This is a genomic window from Pseudomonadota bacterium, from assembly GCA_039815145.1.
Classification (GTDB): Bacteria; Pseudomonadota; Gammaproteobacteria; order Steroidobacterales; family JBCBZW01; genus JBCBZW01.
Map to the genome: position 1 here is coordinate 1 of JBCBZW010000130.1, position 14,250 is coordinate 14,250.

The 14,250-nt window shown below is 66.8% G+C and carries 10 protein-coding genes; 4 read left to right on the forward strand and 6 right to left on the reverse strand.

Annotated elements, in window-relative coordinates; all coding sequences use genetic code 11:
* A partial coding sequence (locus AAF184_21110) for an EF-hand domain-containing protein (protein MEO0424849.1) occupies positions 1–378 on the reverse strand: 378 nt, incomplete at its 3' end.
* A gap of 397 nt (positions 379–775) precedes the next feature.
* On the opposite strand from AAF184_21110, the gene AAF184_21115 reads away from it, so the two are divergent.
* Positions 776–4,378, forward strand: coding sequence for a glycosyl hydrolase (locus AAF184_21115; GenBank protein MEO0424850.1), 3,603 nt, complete (start codon positions 776–778; stop codon positions 4,376–4,378).
* A gap of 64 nt (positions 4,379–4,442) precedes the next feature.
* On the opposite strand, the gene AAF184_21120 is transcribed toward AAF184_21115, so the two are convergent.
* The 5 genes from AAF184_21120 to AAF184_21140 form a co-directional block, all read right to left on the reverse strand.
* Entirely contained in the window at positions 4,443–4,934 is a 492-nt protein-coding gene (locus AAF184_21120) for a hypothetical protein (GenBank protein MEO0424851.1), read from the reverse strand.
* Between the two features lie 190 nt (positions 4,935–5,124).
* Positions 5,125–6,927, reverse strand: a complete 1,803-nt coding sequence (locus AAF184_21125; GenBank protein MEO0424852.1) for a hypothetical protein — start codon at positions 6,925–6,927, stop codon at positions 5,125–5,127.
* A gap of 112 nt (positions 6,928–7,039) precedes the next feature.
* Positions 7,040–9,523, reverse strand: coding sequence for a serine/threonine-protein kinase (locus AAF184_21130; GenBank protein MEO0424853.1), 2,484 nt, complete (start codon positions 9,521–9,523; stop codon positions 7,040–7,042).
* Positions 9,520–10,119, reverse strand: coding sequence for an ECF-type sigma factor (locus AAF184_21135; protein ID MEO0424854.1), 600 nt, complete (start codon positions 10,117–10,119; stop codon positions 9,520–9,522). The genes AAF184_21130 and AAF184_21135 overlap by 4 nt, the downstream gene beginning before the upstream one ends.
* A gap of 353 nt (positions 10,120–10,472) precedes the next feature.
* Positions 10,473–11,096 (reverse strand): hypothetical protein, encoded by a 624-nt coding sequence (locus tag AAF184_21140; GenBank protein ID MEO0424855.1) that lies wholly within the window; start codon positions 11,094–11,096, stop codon positions 10,473–10,475.
* 401 nt (positions 11,097–11,497) lie between these two features.
* On the opposite strand from AAF184_21140, the gene AAF184_21145 reads away from it, so the two are divergent.
* The 3 genes from AAF184_21145 to map form a co-directional block, all read left to right on the forward strand.
* Positions 11,498–13,138, forward strand: coding sequence for a choice-of-anchor B family protein (locus tag AAF184_21145; protein MEO0424856.1), 1,641 nt, complete (start codon positions 11,498–11,500; stop codon positions 13,136–13,138).
* Positions 13,139–13,439: 301 nt separating this feature from the next.
* Positions 13,440–13,643 carry a ParD-like family protein gene (locus AAF184_21150; protein ID MEO0424857.1) on the forward strand — a complete coding sequence of 68 codons (204 nt, stop codon included), beginning with the start codon at positions 13,440–13,442 and terminating at the stop codon, positions 13,641–13,643.
* Positions 13,644–13,684: 41 nt separating this feature from the next.
* The coding region (gene map / locus AAF184_21155) for a type I methionyl aminopeptidase (GenBank protein ID MEO0424858.1) at positions 13,685–14,250 on the forward strand (566 nt) is incomplete at its 3' end.

A 14,250-nucleotide genomic window follows, 5' to 3' on the forward strand; every position in this document is an offset into this window, starting at 1 on the left:
CACCTCGCTGACGGTCTCGCCCGCCGGCCCCGAGGTTTGTAGCTGTTGCAGCAGCGTTTGTGCCTCGCTGGAGGTATCTGCGTCCTCCGCAGAGGAGGCGATGGCATCGAGGAGCGACGTGAGCGCCTGCATCGGCTGCGGGGCACCGGGCTGACCCGCGTACTCCTGTAGGCGACTTGCGATGGATTCCACACCGGCGCGTTGCTCTGCCTGGGTGACCAGTCCATCGCCGTCGGCGTCGAGCTGTGAGAACACCTTCTGCGCTGTCGCATCACCGATGCCTTGGCCAGCTAATGCATCTGCAAATTCGACCTGTGAGATATCGCCACTGCCGTCCTGGTCAGCCGCTTGAAAGCGCTGGCTGATCCTGTCTGTCATTGCGGCTGCATCGAATCCACTGGCGCCAATGCCTGCAATTTCACTCATTAGGATTCCTCCGGTAGAAGAGTGGATAGCGGTCCAGCAAAAGCAATCCCTGTGCCAACGCAGTGTTGCGAAGTGAACTCGAATGCAATCAGACGACTGCAGGTAAGGGAATGTATAGCTACGGCGTGTGCCGCTGATTGCGGCCGCTCGTGCCGCCCAGGGTGGCCATTTGTTGCCGCCTCAGCGAGGCAGGGGGCACGCCGATGTCGTTTCGATGGTGGATGAACGCCAGATTGGCAGGGCGACGACCATGCGGAGCACGCGGGCGAGCGTTTTGACAACGTTGTCATGGTTGCGGTCGAATGACGGCCCGAGCTGCAACGGAACTGCAGCGCTCCCGGAGATTTCCGTGTCGATCGCACCGAGCGCCCGAGCGCGCATCTTCCCCCGTGCCCAGGAAGGCCGCATGGGGGCGTGCCTTCTCATCACGCTGCTGATGGCAGGCTGCGGCGGAGGTGGCGGCGGCGCCACAGCGCCCGTCGCACCGGACCCTGAGCCCATCGACGTCGGCGATACGCAGGCGCCCATCGTCACCGTGCAGGGCGTGAGCCCTGCCGTGCACGAGCAGGGCACGGACTACGTCGACGCCGGCGCCACGGCCACGGACGACGTCGACGGCACCGTGGCGGTGACCGTGACGGGCACGGTGGTGACCGCCGAGGCGGGCGCCTACACGCTCACCTACAACGCCACCGACAGCGCTGGCAACACGGGCTCAGCGACGCGCACCGTCGTGGTGGCGGACACCACCGCCCCGATCATCACGCTCAATGGCGCCACGAACGTCAGTCAGCCGCAAGGTACGGCTTATGTCGACGCGGGGGCGGAGGCCCAGGACGCAATCGACGGCGCAGTGGCGGTGGAGCGCTCCGGTGAGGTCGATGTCGACGTGCCTGGCGTCTACGAACTCATCTTCACCGCCCGCGACGCCGTGGGTAACACATCCACCAGCGCGCGCATGGTCACCGTGGTGCCCGCGGAGGAAGGCGCCGGGGATCTCCTGGTCCTCGACGGTGGCGTTGTCGGGCCCGTCTGGAGCCGGGGCATCAGCGCCTTCGACGAGGCTATCGGATTCGCTGAGTGCAATAACGACGGCGGCGCGGGCTGCCCGAGCATCGATTGGCGCGTCGTCGCCGACAGCGAGCGGGGCGACGTGCTCGAGATCGCCCACGCCGCGAGCGGCGCCTTTGCGGGTGTCTTCATCTCCACCGACGGTGTGGTGGATCTCTCGGACTACGCTGAGGGCAGCTTGCGCTTCGACGTCAAGGTGATCTCCGGCGACAGCGCGCTCACCGTGAAGCTCGACTGCAATTTCCCTTGCACCTCTGGTGATCAGTTGCTCGGCAGCCGCGGTGAGGCGGGCTGGGAGACGGTGACCATCGCGCTCGCAGACCTGGTCGCGGGCGGCTTGGACCTGACCCGCGTGAACACGGGCATCGTGATCTGGGCGACGGGCACGCGCAGCACCGTGTTCCGCGTGGACGATGTGCGATTCACCGGTATCGCCGATGGCGCGACGCCGCCCACGGAGCCACCGCCGGGCGACCTGCCCGCGGGCGCCATGATCCTGCCCTTCGGCGCCGGCAGCGTATCGGACACGGTGAACCCGGCCAGCTACCTGTGCGTCTTCGACTTCGGCAACTTCATCTTCAACGCGGGCGTGGTGCTGCCCGCCATCGCCGGGTGCGACACGGGCACGCAGACGCCCATCGGTGATCCCACGCCGCTGTTCCCACAGCTCACGGACGCCGCCGCCGAGCAGCCCACGATGACCCATCGTTGGTGGGGCTCCGTGTCCTTCCTCGGTGAGATGACCACGGGGGACCCTAACGACGCGGCCTACATCACCCCGGACCCCATCTCGGCGCGCGTCTCGGACCGTGGGGTGCGTCTGGCCGGCATTCCCTCGGGGCTGCGGGTGCAGGGCAACGATTTTCTTTACCCGATCCCCGACCCATTCGCGGAGGTGTTTGACGGCATCGCCGTGGGAAACACGGAGTTCTCATCGCTCGAGGCGTTCCTCAAGGACTTCAGCGACGGCTCCGCAACCGTGCAGTGGCAGGACAGCGAGGGCGCTGCCGTGATGGAGGCAACCTTCGTCCACGGCTCACCCTACGTGTACCTCCGCGCCTTCGCCGGCGACTTCGTGGTGCGCACCTTGCGCGGCGACGGCGGCGAGAAGGGCACCTTCTACCAGCAGGGCGACAGCCTCGGCGTCTGGACCAACGTGGCAGGCAACTACAACGCCTTCCTCATCACGGGCGATGCGGGCACGAGCTTCAGCAACGTGAGCGGTAACGAGATCGGCGTCTCCAGCCCCACGCGCGAGATGACCGTGACCTACCTGCCAGCCCTCGGCGGCGTGCCGGCGCAGTCGTTGACCCAGTTCTTCGAGGGCTTCGCGCGCCGCGTGGTCGACGGGGTCGACATCACCTACGCCGTCGACCGCGCCGACAACAGCGTCGCCGTCACCCACCGCTACCGCGATGCCGCTGGGGCACCGGTCGAGACCCTCGCGGGCTTGCAGCCCTTGCACTGGAAGCGCTCGACGCAGGCGACCACGCCTTACGAGGTGCGCAGCGCGCGCGGCCTCACGCGCTTCGCGCAGACCGCGCAATTCACCTACACGATGCCCTACGTGGGCGCCCTGCCGGCCCTGCCGTTGCTCGACGACAGCCTGGATCCGCAGGTGCTCCGCAGCCTGGTGGACGCGTTCATCGCCCAGGGTGAGGCGGCGTGGAACCCGCGCACGGACACCTACTTCACCGGCAAGAACTACGGCAAGGTGGCGTCCCTGATGACCTTGGCGGACCAGGCGGGCCTCACGGAGCAGGCGACCCGCCTGCGCGAGTGGTTGAAGCGCGAGCTCGCCGACTGGTTCACCGCCGACGACAACGGCTCCCTGGACGTGCAGAAGTACTTCGTCTTCGACGATGACTGGAACACCCTGCTCGGCTTCGAGGAGTCCTTCGCCTCCCACCAGCAGCTGAACGATCACCATTTCCACTACGGCTACTTCGTGCGCGCGGCCGCGGCGATCTGTCGCACGGAGCCCGCCTGGTGTGGCGACGATCGGTACGGCCCGGTGGTGGAGCTGCTGATCCGTGACTACGCGGGCGGCCGCGACGATCCGATGTTCCCGTACCTGCGCCACTTCGATCCCGCCAATGGATTCTCTTGGGCGTCCGGTGCGGTGAACTTCGCCCGCGGCAACAACAACGAGTCGACCTCCGAGGCGGCCAGCGCTTACGGCGCGATGGTGTTGTACGGACTGGTCACTGGTGACGGGGGCCTGGCCGAGCGCGGCATGTACCTGCACGCCTCCACCGCGGCGACCTACTGGGAGTACTGGAACAACATCGACGGCTACAACGCCCCCGGCGCCGACGCAGATAACTTCCCGCCCGCCTACGACCGCATCGCCACCTCCATCGTGTGGGGCGACGGGGCGGTGTTCTCCACCTTCTTCAGCGGCGCCTTCGCGCAGATCCTGGGGATCCAAACCCTGCCGACGAGCCCCCTGCTGCTGCACCTGGGGATATTCCCGGACTATCTGCGCGACTACGTGGCCCTGGGCCTCACGGAGAGCGGCAACGGCCGCCCCTCCGGTCTTGCGCCTGGCCAGTGGCCAGACATCTGGTGGGCCGTGCAGGCGTTGGTCGACGCCGAGGCGGCGATCGCCGACTACTACAGTGTGCCGTCCTACACACCGGAGGAAGGCGAGACCCGGGCCCACACGTATCACTGGCTGCGCACGCTCGATGCGCTCGGCCAGGTGCAAACGGGCACCGGCGCCTTGACGGCGAACTACCCGGCTGCGTTGGCCTTCGAGGATGTGGGCGTCACCACCTACGTGGTCTACAACTTCGACGATGAGGCGCGCACGGTGGTCTACAGCGACGGGCAGATCGTGCAGGCCGCGCCCTCGGGCTTCACGGTGGTGCGCAACTGAGCGTTCGCCGCGGGACGGGGCACCACGCCGACGCGGTGACCCGTCCCAAAGCGTCTGACGGTTGCTAGATCTCCCGACGGAAGAACTGCACGTGCATCCGCGCGCCGAAGGCCGCGGTCGTCGACTCAGCGTTGCTGACGCGCTGGGCCACGAAGCGGTAGGAGATCTCCTCACCGGCCGCGCACCGATCCATGCGCATGATCGATCCCGGCACCGCGTGGGCAGATTCCAACACGTAGGCCTGCAGGTTGCGGTCGTGGCTGCTGTCGATGCCGTTGTCGCCGTCATTGGTGATGCTGTAGCGGATCCACACGGTGGAGCCGACGGCGGTGGCTTCGAGTTGGAAGGTCGCATCGGCCTGGGCGAGGAGCCAGCCGGAGTTCGGGCACACCACCTTCACCTCGTTCAACAGCGTCGCGTTGTTGAAGTTGGAACTGGTGATGGAGATGCCGTCCGTCTCTTGCGAGAAATCGCCGAAGAAGGCGTTGGCGTTGCCGGCGGTGAGCAGGGCGAGCGGAAGCAGGGCCGCGGTGGTGATGGAGTGTTTGATGTTCATTGTTGTGTACCTCATTGGTGTTATCGGTGTCATGTCGAAGGCGTGTGGATTGCTCAGGGAGCGCGCCCTCAGGCATGAAAACGAAAACGCCCGTGAAACTCCGACATGTTTCGGCCACCGCTCGTCGGGCGAACTCACCTGGTGAGCTTGTTAGCATCCGACGAGCGGTGAGGGGACTTGGCGCCGCTCGCTACGGCGAGCCGAACACATCGCAGACGGGGAGGCCCCCGCCGAGGAGAGCCAGCACAGAGGTCAGCAACGTCTCCTGGTTGCAGTCCGTGCGTCGAATGTCCTCCTCGCGCGTGCGTTCCAGCGAGTACTGCTCACTAAGTGCTGCCCAGAACTCCCGGTACGCTGGCGAGATGAGCATCCGGCGATAGCGCACCCAGTAGCGGGCGCCCTCCGCCTCGTCCTGCACCTTGTGCAAGCCGCCGGCGGTGGCCTGGTAGAAGGCGCCGTTCGGGCCGATCGTGGTGGTGAGGCCGCCGCCCGCGGCGTAGGGGCCCGTGCCCGTGAGCACCTCGAAGGCGATCTCGCCCGTGGCCATGGACACGGTCTGCATGTAGTAGGCGTCGATCGGCGGTGTCTGTGCTTCGGTGATGTCGTCGATGCGCTGACCTAGCAGGTAGATCAGGCCCGTGGTGGTGGATAGCTTCGGCACGGACGTGGTGCGGATGTCCGGGTTCTCCCACACGACGTCGCAGCCGCTCTCGTCTTCGCGCACGTCCACGCGCGTCATGCCGCCGGCGAGGCCCCGGAAGTCGCTGATCAGCGGCGGCACGGTCATGCCGGGCGCGATCTCGATCGGCGGCGCCGCCCCGTACCAGTTGGTCACGACGAGGCTGCGCTCGTGGCCGATCACGGAGAGATCGTTGGCGCTCGCATCCGGCGCGAACAGCGGCACCTTGCACACGAGGCGCTCGCCGACCACATCGTCGCCCCGCTTGAACACGAGGAGGTTGATGCGCGGGGAGTCGTTGTCGGTGATCGCCACGTACTCACGCCCCAGCAACGTGGGCGTGCTGCCGCTGCCTTCGGAGAAGAGCCCCGACTCGGGCGGTTTGGGCACGGAGTCGTAGGCCTCGCGCCAGCGTTGGAGTGGCTCGCCGGCGTCGTTGACGTTGAAGGCGTAGAGGGCCTCGGTGGTGAGCACGTACACGCCGTCTTCGCCGACGGCCAGTCCGTTCTCCACCTGCTCGCCCGCCAGGAATGTGGTCTTCGGTTCGAGGCCGACGCCGACCTCCTCGACCACCCCCACGGTGACGCCGCCCACCGCGTCGCCGCCCACGGTGGCGTACCAGTAGCGGTTGTCGAAGTCCGGCATGACGTCGAACAGGGCATCGCCCGCAGGGATGCCGGCGCGGAAGTCCTGGGGTTGGGTGAACTCCCAGCGCAGGCCGTCGCCGTCCTCCACCAGGGCGTACTGCTCGAGGAAACCGGAGATGCCACCGTTGATCACCGTGTCGTCGGCGAGCACGTGGGGGTAGTTGCCGCCGCCGATCTCATCGCCCGTGAACTCGCCGGTGATGAACTCGGTGGCCGCCAGCGCCTCGAGGGTGTCGCCGTCGAGGAGATAGAGGAGGCTCGGGGGCGCGGTGGGGTCGACGGCGAAGGCGGGGTTGCCGCACTGGGTGACGATGCGACCCTGCGAGTCCACGCGCGGCGTGCCGCACAGGGAGTAGGCGCGGGAGCGGACGCGGGGGGCGAGCCCCAGGGGCGCCGGGAAGTCGGTGGTGTCCGAGTTGTAGTGGTCGTCGTGGAAGGCGCTCTGCTCGGCCAGGAACGGGTGCATGGGCACGTCCTTGGGGGTGAGCGGATCCGGCCGGGCGGGGGTACCGGCGAACACGGGGACTGCGTCGAGGCCTTCGCCGTCCGGGACCGGTTGCGCGCAGCCTGCGAGGAGGGCTAGGGCGGCGAGGGTGATGCCGGTCGAGCTAGGGTGTGCGCGGCGGGCAACGGTGCGGCGAAGCGCGGTGAATTCGTCGTGAGGCATGGCGGCGTGCTCCTTGCAGCTGGGCCATGGGAAAGGTGTCCAGCGCGCTCGCGGCGAGCCTTCACCTACCTCTACGAATTCCGCACCGAAACCCCGACAGACGTGCCTGCGATCACATCTGACTCGCGACCCCACCGGCCGCCAAGCGGGCCTCTACCCGCACCAGGTCCTCGAAGAACCGATGGCTGCCGTCGCTGCCGAACCGCTGTTCGAGGATGCTGCGCGCCGCCGCCAGCAAGGCGCTCGCCCGTGGCGCCGAAGTGCCGTCCGTGTCGATCACCGCGTCCGCCAATTGAATGGAGATCACCGCGCAGTGATGGTGATCCTGACCGAGGAGTTCCCGGGCGATCGCCAGCGCCTCCTCCAGATGCACCTGCGCCTGACCCGCCTGGCCGCTGGCCAGCAGGGCTTGGCCCAGTTGGTTCAAGGTGGGGAACATGAAGCGGCTGCGCGGCCCGTACTCGGCGCGGATGATCGGCACCATGCGCTCCAGCATGGCGATGGCTTGCTCGTGCTGGTCAAGGCGGCGCAGGGCCGTGGCGGTGGCGTACTGTGAGCCGAGGGTCGTGGAATGGCGCGGGCCGAGGATCCGTTCGAGGTTCTCGCTCGCTTCGAGGTGCAGCGGCAGCGCTTCCTCGCCCCGTCCTTGCTGGCTCAGCAGGGACCCGAGCTTGTCCACCGCCAGCCACGTGTCCGGGTCGTTCTCTCCGAGGTGCTCGCGGGCGAGCTTCGCCGCCTCGGCGGCGTAGGGCTCGGCTTCGCCGAGGCGGTCCAGCTCAGCGAGCAAGAACGCTAGGTTGCCGAGGGCGACCAAGGCCTGGTGCGAGTAGGGGCCCGATGCACGGCGCGCAGCGTCCAGCGCCTGTCGATAGTAGGGCTCGGCATCTTGCAGTCGCCCCTGGGCGCGGATAGCCAGGCCGAGGGTGTTGACGGCCTGAGCGCGGACGGGATCGTCGTCCGGGAGCGTGTTCTCGGCGCGGGTGAGGACGTCTCTCGCCAGCAACTCCGCATCTTCGTAGCGGCCGAGATCCCAGAGGATCAACGCCAGCACGTCTTGGGCGCGCAAGGTTTCCTTGGCGTTGGCGCCGAGCTGGGCGACGAAGGTGTCCGCCGCCGCGGCCGCATGGCTGCGCGCCCGTTCGTAGTCCGAGAGCACGCGCAGGGTCTCGGCGATGGTGATGTGCACGTCGGCGGCGGCGTAGGGCTGGTCGGCAAGCTCGGTCTCGATGCGTTCAGCAGCATCCTCGAGGAGGGCTTCCAACAGGGCCGTGTCGCGGCCTTGGGCGACGTAGGGCTGGGCGCCGCGCAAGGTGTCCGCCAGGAAAGCCCCGGTCGCCTCCGCCCGGCGCCGCTCGCGATCCGCGTTGACGATGCCCCAGGCGAGGGCCGCCGTGAGGCCGATGGTGGCGAGCACGGCCAGGCTGGCCGTGGCCACCCCCAGGCGATGGCGGGAGGCGAAGCGCCGGGCGCGGTAGGTGAGCGCATCGCCCCGGGCGGCCACGGCGTGGCCGTCGAGCCAGGCGCGAAGGTCCTGGGCGAAGGCGCGGGCGGAGAGGTAGCGCCGTGGAGGCTCCGGTCGCGTCGCCGTCATCACGATCGCGTCGACGTCCTTCGGCACCGTCGTCAGGCGGCTCGGTTGGGCCGGCGCGCGGCTATGCGCGGCGTTGACCATGGCGGAAGGCGTGGTCTCGGTGGCGTCGAACGCGGGCTCGCCCGTGATCAGTTCGAACAGGAGCAACCCCAGCTGGTAGACGTCGGACGCCGTGGCCGGGGTGTCGCCGAGGAGCTGCTCAGGGCTCGCGTAGCGCGGCGTGAACGGTTGCTGATGTTGCGTGAGGGTGAGCATGCCCTCCTGGTTCGAGGCGTCGAGCAGGCGGGCGATGCCGAAGTCGAGCAGGCGCGGGCGACCGGCCGCGTCGACGAGCACGTTGGCGGGCTTGATGTCGCGGTGGACCAGCAGGTGGCGGTGGGCGTAGTCGACGGTGAGGGCGATCTCCTCGACCAGCGCCACCCGCTCGCGTAAGCCCAGCTGGTGCTCGTGGCAGTAGCGCGTGATCTCCTCGCCATCGACCAACTCCATGGCGAACCACGGCTGGCCGCGCTCGTCGATGCCGCCGTCCAGGAGCTGCGCGATGCCCGGGTGTTGCAGGCGGGCCAGGACCTGGCGTTCGCGCACCAGGCGCTCGGCTAAGGCGCCGGCGCCCAGACCGCCGTGCACGAGCTTGAGTGCGACCTGCTGGTCGAAGGCGCCGTCGGCCCGTTCGGCGTGCCACACCACGCCCATGCCACCGCGGCCGAGCTCTTCGAGCAGGCGATAGGGGCCGACGCGCTCGCCCGTGTCTCCCGTGCTCGGGGCCGCGCCGTCGTCTAACGCGTTGGTGAGGCCGTCGAGTGCACCGTCACTCTGCAGGTCACCGTCGCGTAGCAGACCGCCTTCGCCCAGGCAGGCTGCAAGCATGCGTTCGAGGGACGCCCTCAGGGAGGGATCGTCGCCGCAGAGACGGTCGAGGCACGCGGTGCGCTCGGCATCGCTCTCGCAGTCGAGCACGGCGCTCAACAAACGGTCTAGGTGTTGTCGTTCGCTCAGGTCGCTCACGGTGTGCTTGCGCCGGGCGGGGTGTCGTCGGCACCTTCGCGGTGCTCGCTCACGGCCACCTCCAGCCATGCGCGGGCGCGTTGCCAGTCGCGCTGTACCGTGCGCGCCGTCACCCCGAGGGCGGCGGCCGTCTCATCGTCGGTGAAGCCAGCGAAGTAGCGGCACTCGACCACCTGCACCAGGCGCTCATCGATGTCGCCAAGACCGTCGAGCAGCTGGTCTATGAGCAGGGCGCGTTGCGGGGCGCTGTCGGGGGAGGCGACCAACTCTTCCTGCAAGGTCATGGGCGCTTTACCGTCGCCGCGCTTGGCGGCGGAGCGCGCGCGCAGATGGTCCACCACCACCTGGCGCATGACGCGGGCGGCGAACGCGTAGAAGTGGTCGCGGCTCACCCACTGGCACTCGGCGTTGTCGGCGAAGCGCAGAAAGGCGTCGTGGACCACGCCGGTGGTGTTCAGGGTGTAGCGGCCGCGACCGGCGGGCAGCTGGCGCCGGGCGAGCTGCTTGAGCACCGGATAGAGGCGCTCGATGAGCTCCGCCAGGGCGGCCGCGTCGCCGCCGCGGTGGGCTTCGAGCAGTTGCGTCACATCTCGCATGGGCAGGCCGTCTCGATCGCCAGGGGCTGATCTAGCGAAGCGACTTCAGAGCACCAAGCGCATCAGGGCGCCGAGGAGCGCCACGCTCGCCACGCCTCCGGCCCATAGTCCGACAAACCACAGTAATTCCTTGGCGCGCATCGAGTTCTCCGCAGCTGGCCCCGGGGCGACTTCGCCCCTAGCGTTGTGAGCGTAGCAGATGGGGGTGGGGGGCTTCTCGTCGGGCTGCGGGCATTCTGTTGGTGGCCGTGGCGGGGAACGTGTCCTATGGAGTTCTAGCGCGATGCGCCCAGCGCTGGGGTTGGGTTGTGCGCGGCCCGCGGAACCGGGCCGCGCGCAAGGGTCGTCGTGAGCTATCGGCGCCTGGCGGTGAACATCAGCAACAGCCCTGCGAAGACCATACTGAGGACGGCGGGTTCAGACACCACCGCTCGTTCGATCGTCAGGTAGTCGATAGCCAGGGCGTTCTTGTCGCCCTGACGAGGATTGACGTTGAACAGGTGCAACTCGTCGAACCCAGCACTATCGCGTAGGCCGAACACATCGCCGAGCGTGAATGCCGCACTGCCGCTGCCCGTGGAGACGCCATCGCGAAAGGTCTCGTAGTAGAGCTGCGTGTGACCGAGGAGGCGATCGAGGGCGAAGCCGCTGCCCACCGTAAACTCCACGGCGAGCAGATCAGCGCCCCCGACATCCACCACGTACGGTGCCATCGCGCCGCCGTTGGCGTAGAAGAAGCCGTCGTTGAAACCGCCGCGGCCGCCCGTGGGGTCGAAGCCCACAAAGGCCGCATCAGCGACGGTCACGGATACGCCATTCTCCTGGAAGCCGGACAGGTCGTCGTGGTTGGCGATCGCGTCGAAGGTGACGATTCCATCCACGTTCTGCACGGCTGACCCCGTCCCCTCGGACCATATCGGTATCGCCCACGCGCCCGCGGACGCGCCGAGGGCAAGTAGCAACACGAGTGTTCTCATCTTGTTGTTCTCCTGCTGAAAACGCCGCCAGGCCCACCGCTGGCGGACCGGTTAGCGAACCACATGTCCGGTGCGTGTGAAGGCACCTTCTCCTATGCGTCCCCTCGGGCGGACGAAGGGTTCATCGGATTGGAAGTTCTGCTTACAGGGTTGGGGAAGGCGCCGACGCGCCGCGCGACTTGGCCGTTGCGGCCGTTGGCGGCAACTCAGCGGCGCGCCACCGGGGGGCGCCTCGCGTCTGGAGCGGGTGCTCGGTCCTGTCACCGATCCGCGACACGCGATCCGTGCGGTACGATGCGAGCGCGGGCCACAAGCTAAGGATAGTGAAAGGTCGAAGGGAACCAGTTGTTCGATAGAAAACGGCAGTTCTCAGCGGCTTCTCAAGGCCAAGGAGAAGGTAAATGAGACAAAAGATATCATTAGCAAGCGCCGGCGCCCTGCTGATGACCCTGCTGGCCGGCGTGGCCCTCGCGCACGGCGATCGCACCCCTCGCTTCGTCGCGCCCGATGGCGTTGACGCGGGCGACTGCACGGACGCCCAGGCGCCGTGCGGCAGCGTCCGCTACGCCCTGGATCGGGCGGCCAAGGGCGACATCGTCGCCCTGTCGAAGGGCACCTACCAGGTGGACGCGGCCGACGCCTTCGCCCTCGCGAGCGACGTCGTCCCCGTGTGGGGAGGCTACCGTCGCGCCGACGGGTTCATGAACCGCGACGAGCGCCAACCGGACACGTACGTGACGGGTGTGCCCGCCCGCTTTCGTGAGCGCCTGGCGAAGCGGGGCATCGCCTTGATCGCCGACGGCAAAGCCAGAAGCCCCCGAGTACGCCGAGATCGACGGGAGATCGATGCGGTCGCCATGGCCCCCGCGCGGATCGATTGCGTCGGCGGCCGGGTCGGGCCCTTCCCCTGCGAGAACGTCGGGCTGCTCGGCGTGAAGCAGCGCAGCACCTTCAGCACCGATCCCTTCGAGATCAACGATATCTGGGGTTTCGTTGACTTAAACAACGGTCGGGAGTACGCGCTGGTCGGTCTCACCAATGGCACGGCGGTGATCGATGTCACCTGGCCGCGCCGGCCGCGTGAAGTGGGCACCATTCCCGGTGCCGAGACCATCTGGCGTGACATCAAGGTGGTGCAGTTCTTCGATGAGAACGAGGGGCGTTGGCGCGGGTATGCCTACGTCGTGTCCGATGCCACCAACGATGGTCTGCAGATCATCGATCTCGCCGGTTTGCCCTTCAATATCTCGCTGGCCAATACCTATCGCCGCTTCGCCAGTGCGCACAACATCTACATCTCGAATGTGGACTACAGCACCGGGGAGGTGCTCGAGGGGCTCACGCCCTACGCGTACATCCTCGGGTCGAATCGCGCGAGTGGCGCGTTTCGGGTGCTCGATCTGAGCGATCCTCTCAATCCTGTGGAGGTGACACGGCCGCCGGTGGGCGCGCAGTACGTACACGACGCGTCCAGCATCACCCTCCAGGGAGAGGCAGCCCAGCGCTGCGGCCCCGGACGCGGCCTGTGTGAGGTGTTCATCGACTACAACGAGAACACCGTGGACCTGTGGGACACTACCGACAAGGACAACCCCGTCCTCATGAGCGCCACGCCCTACCCCCAGGTGGCCTACGCCCATTCCGGGTGGTGGTCGAAGAACGCTGACTTCATCTTCATTCAGGACGAGGGAGATGAGAGCACGTTCGGGGTCAACACCACGCTTAACATCCTGGATGTCAGTGACCTGTTCGCGCCGAGGTTGGCGGGCGTCTGGGTCGGGCCTACCCCCGCCGTCGACCACAACGGGTTCGTGAAGGGCGATCGCTACTACATGTCGAACTACCATCGAGGCCTCACCATCCTCGATATCTCCAACCCCGCGGAGCCCACGCAGATCGGGTTCTTCGACACGGTGCCCCGAACGGATAGCCCAGACTTCTTTGGGGCCTGGGGTGTCTATCCGTACCTGCCGAGTGGACGTTTGCTCGTCAGCGATATCGAGACGGGGCTGTTCATTCTGGAAGAGGTGGATCTGCGCTAGGCGCCGTTCAGGATGAGCAACTGATGATGTGGGTGTGCGCATATGACGCTACGTGCCCATAGGTTGCTCCTCACCAGAACTAGGCCCGGAGCAGCTCTGTTTCCCTCGTGAAGCACCTCTCCGGGCCTTGTTCAAACATCAAGATGCGCTGTTAGATCCTCAGCGCCGGCAGCGCGGGAGCCCGTGCCCCTCGAGCGGTAAACGCTTCCGGCGCGGTGACCGAGAAGCTCCGACCGAGTACGACCTTCCCGAGGTTCACTATATATGATACGTATACGTTTCGTATATCGCGGGAGTATCCATGGGTATTGTGAAAATTGACGATGGCCTGCACGAGGAGGTGCGTCGGGCGAGCGCGGTGATGGAACGGTCCATCAACGCTCAGGCAGCGTTCTGGATCCGCATAGGAATGCTGGCGGAAGCAAATCCAGGCAAGTCCTACAGTCAGCTCATCGAAGAGCGGATGAAAGCAGCGCAGGCGCAAACTCAGGAAGGTGGCGAGTGACTGACCGAGTCACCCTGAAGAGCCCGGAGCAGCTCGCGATCATGCGCGAAGCCGGGCGTCTCTTGGCGCAGGTTTTCACCTATCTCGATCAGTGGGTGGAAGCGGGCATCTCTACGATGCAGATCAACGACATCGTCGAGCGGTACATCATCGACCAGCTGGAGGCACGCCCGGCAAGCAAAGGGCAATACGGCTATCGGTTCGCACTCAACAGCTCCGTCAATCACGTCGTCTGTCATGGCGTACCGTCAGCGAATCAGCGGCTGAAGCGTGGCGACATCGTCAACCTCGATATCACCCTGGAAAAGGGCGGCTACATCGCCGACTCCAGCAAGATGTACATGATCGGTGAGGTGGCTCCCTTCGTCCGACGCTTGGTAGTGCAGTCCTACGAGGCGATGTGGAAAGGCATAGCAACCGTTAGGCCAGGGGCGACGCTGGGTGATGTGGGTAATGCGATACAGAAGCATGCTCAGCAGTGTGGCTACACGGTGGTTCGTGAGTACTGCGGTCACGGCATCGGCACGCAGATGCATGAGCCGCCGCAGGTGCTGCACTTCGGGCGGGCAGGTGATGGCCTGGAGCTAGAGGAGGGGATGACGTTCAC

What these genes read in the sequence shown, in the direction of transcription:
- AAF184_21120 (MEO0424851.1), bottom strand. Translation starts at nt 4,934, where the DNA reads ATGAACATCAAACACTCCATCACCACCGCGGCCCTGCTTCCGCTCGCC.
- AAF184_21125 (MEO0424852.1), bottom strand. Translation starts at nt 6,927, where the DNA reads ATGCCTCACGACGAATTCACCGCGCTTCGCCGCACCGTTGCCCGCCGC.
- AAF184_21135 (MEO0424854.1), bottom strand. Translation starts at nt 10,119, where the DNA reads ATGCGAGATGTGACGCAACTGCTCGAAGCCCACCGCGGCGGCGACGCG.
- AAF184_21140 (MEO0424855.1), bottom strand. Translation starts at nt 11,096, where the DNA reads ATGAGAACACTCGTGTTGCTACTTGCCCTCGGCGCGTCCGCGGGCGCG.
- AAF184_21145 (MEO0424856.1), top strand. Translation starts at nt 11,498, where the DNA reads ATGAGACAAAAGATATCATTAGCAAGCGCCGGCGCCCTGCTGATGACC.
- AAF184_21150 (MEO0424857.1), top strand. Translation starts at nt 13,440, where the DNA reads ATGGGTATTGTGAAAATTGACGATGGCCTGCACGAGGAGGTGCGTCGG.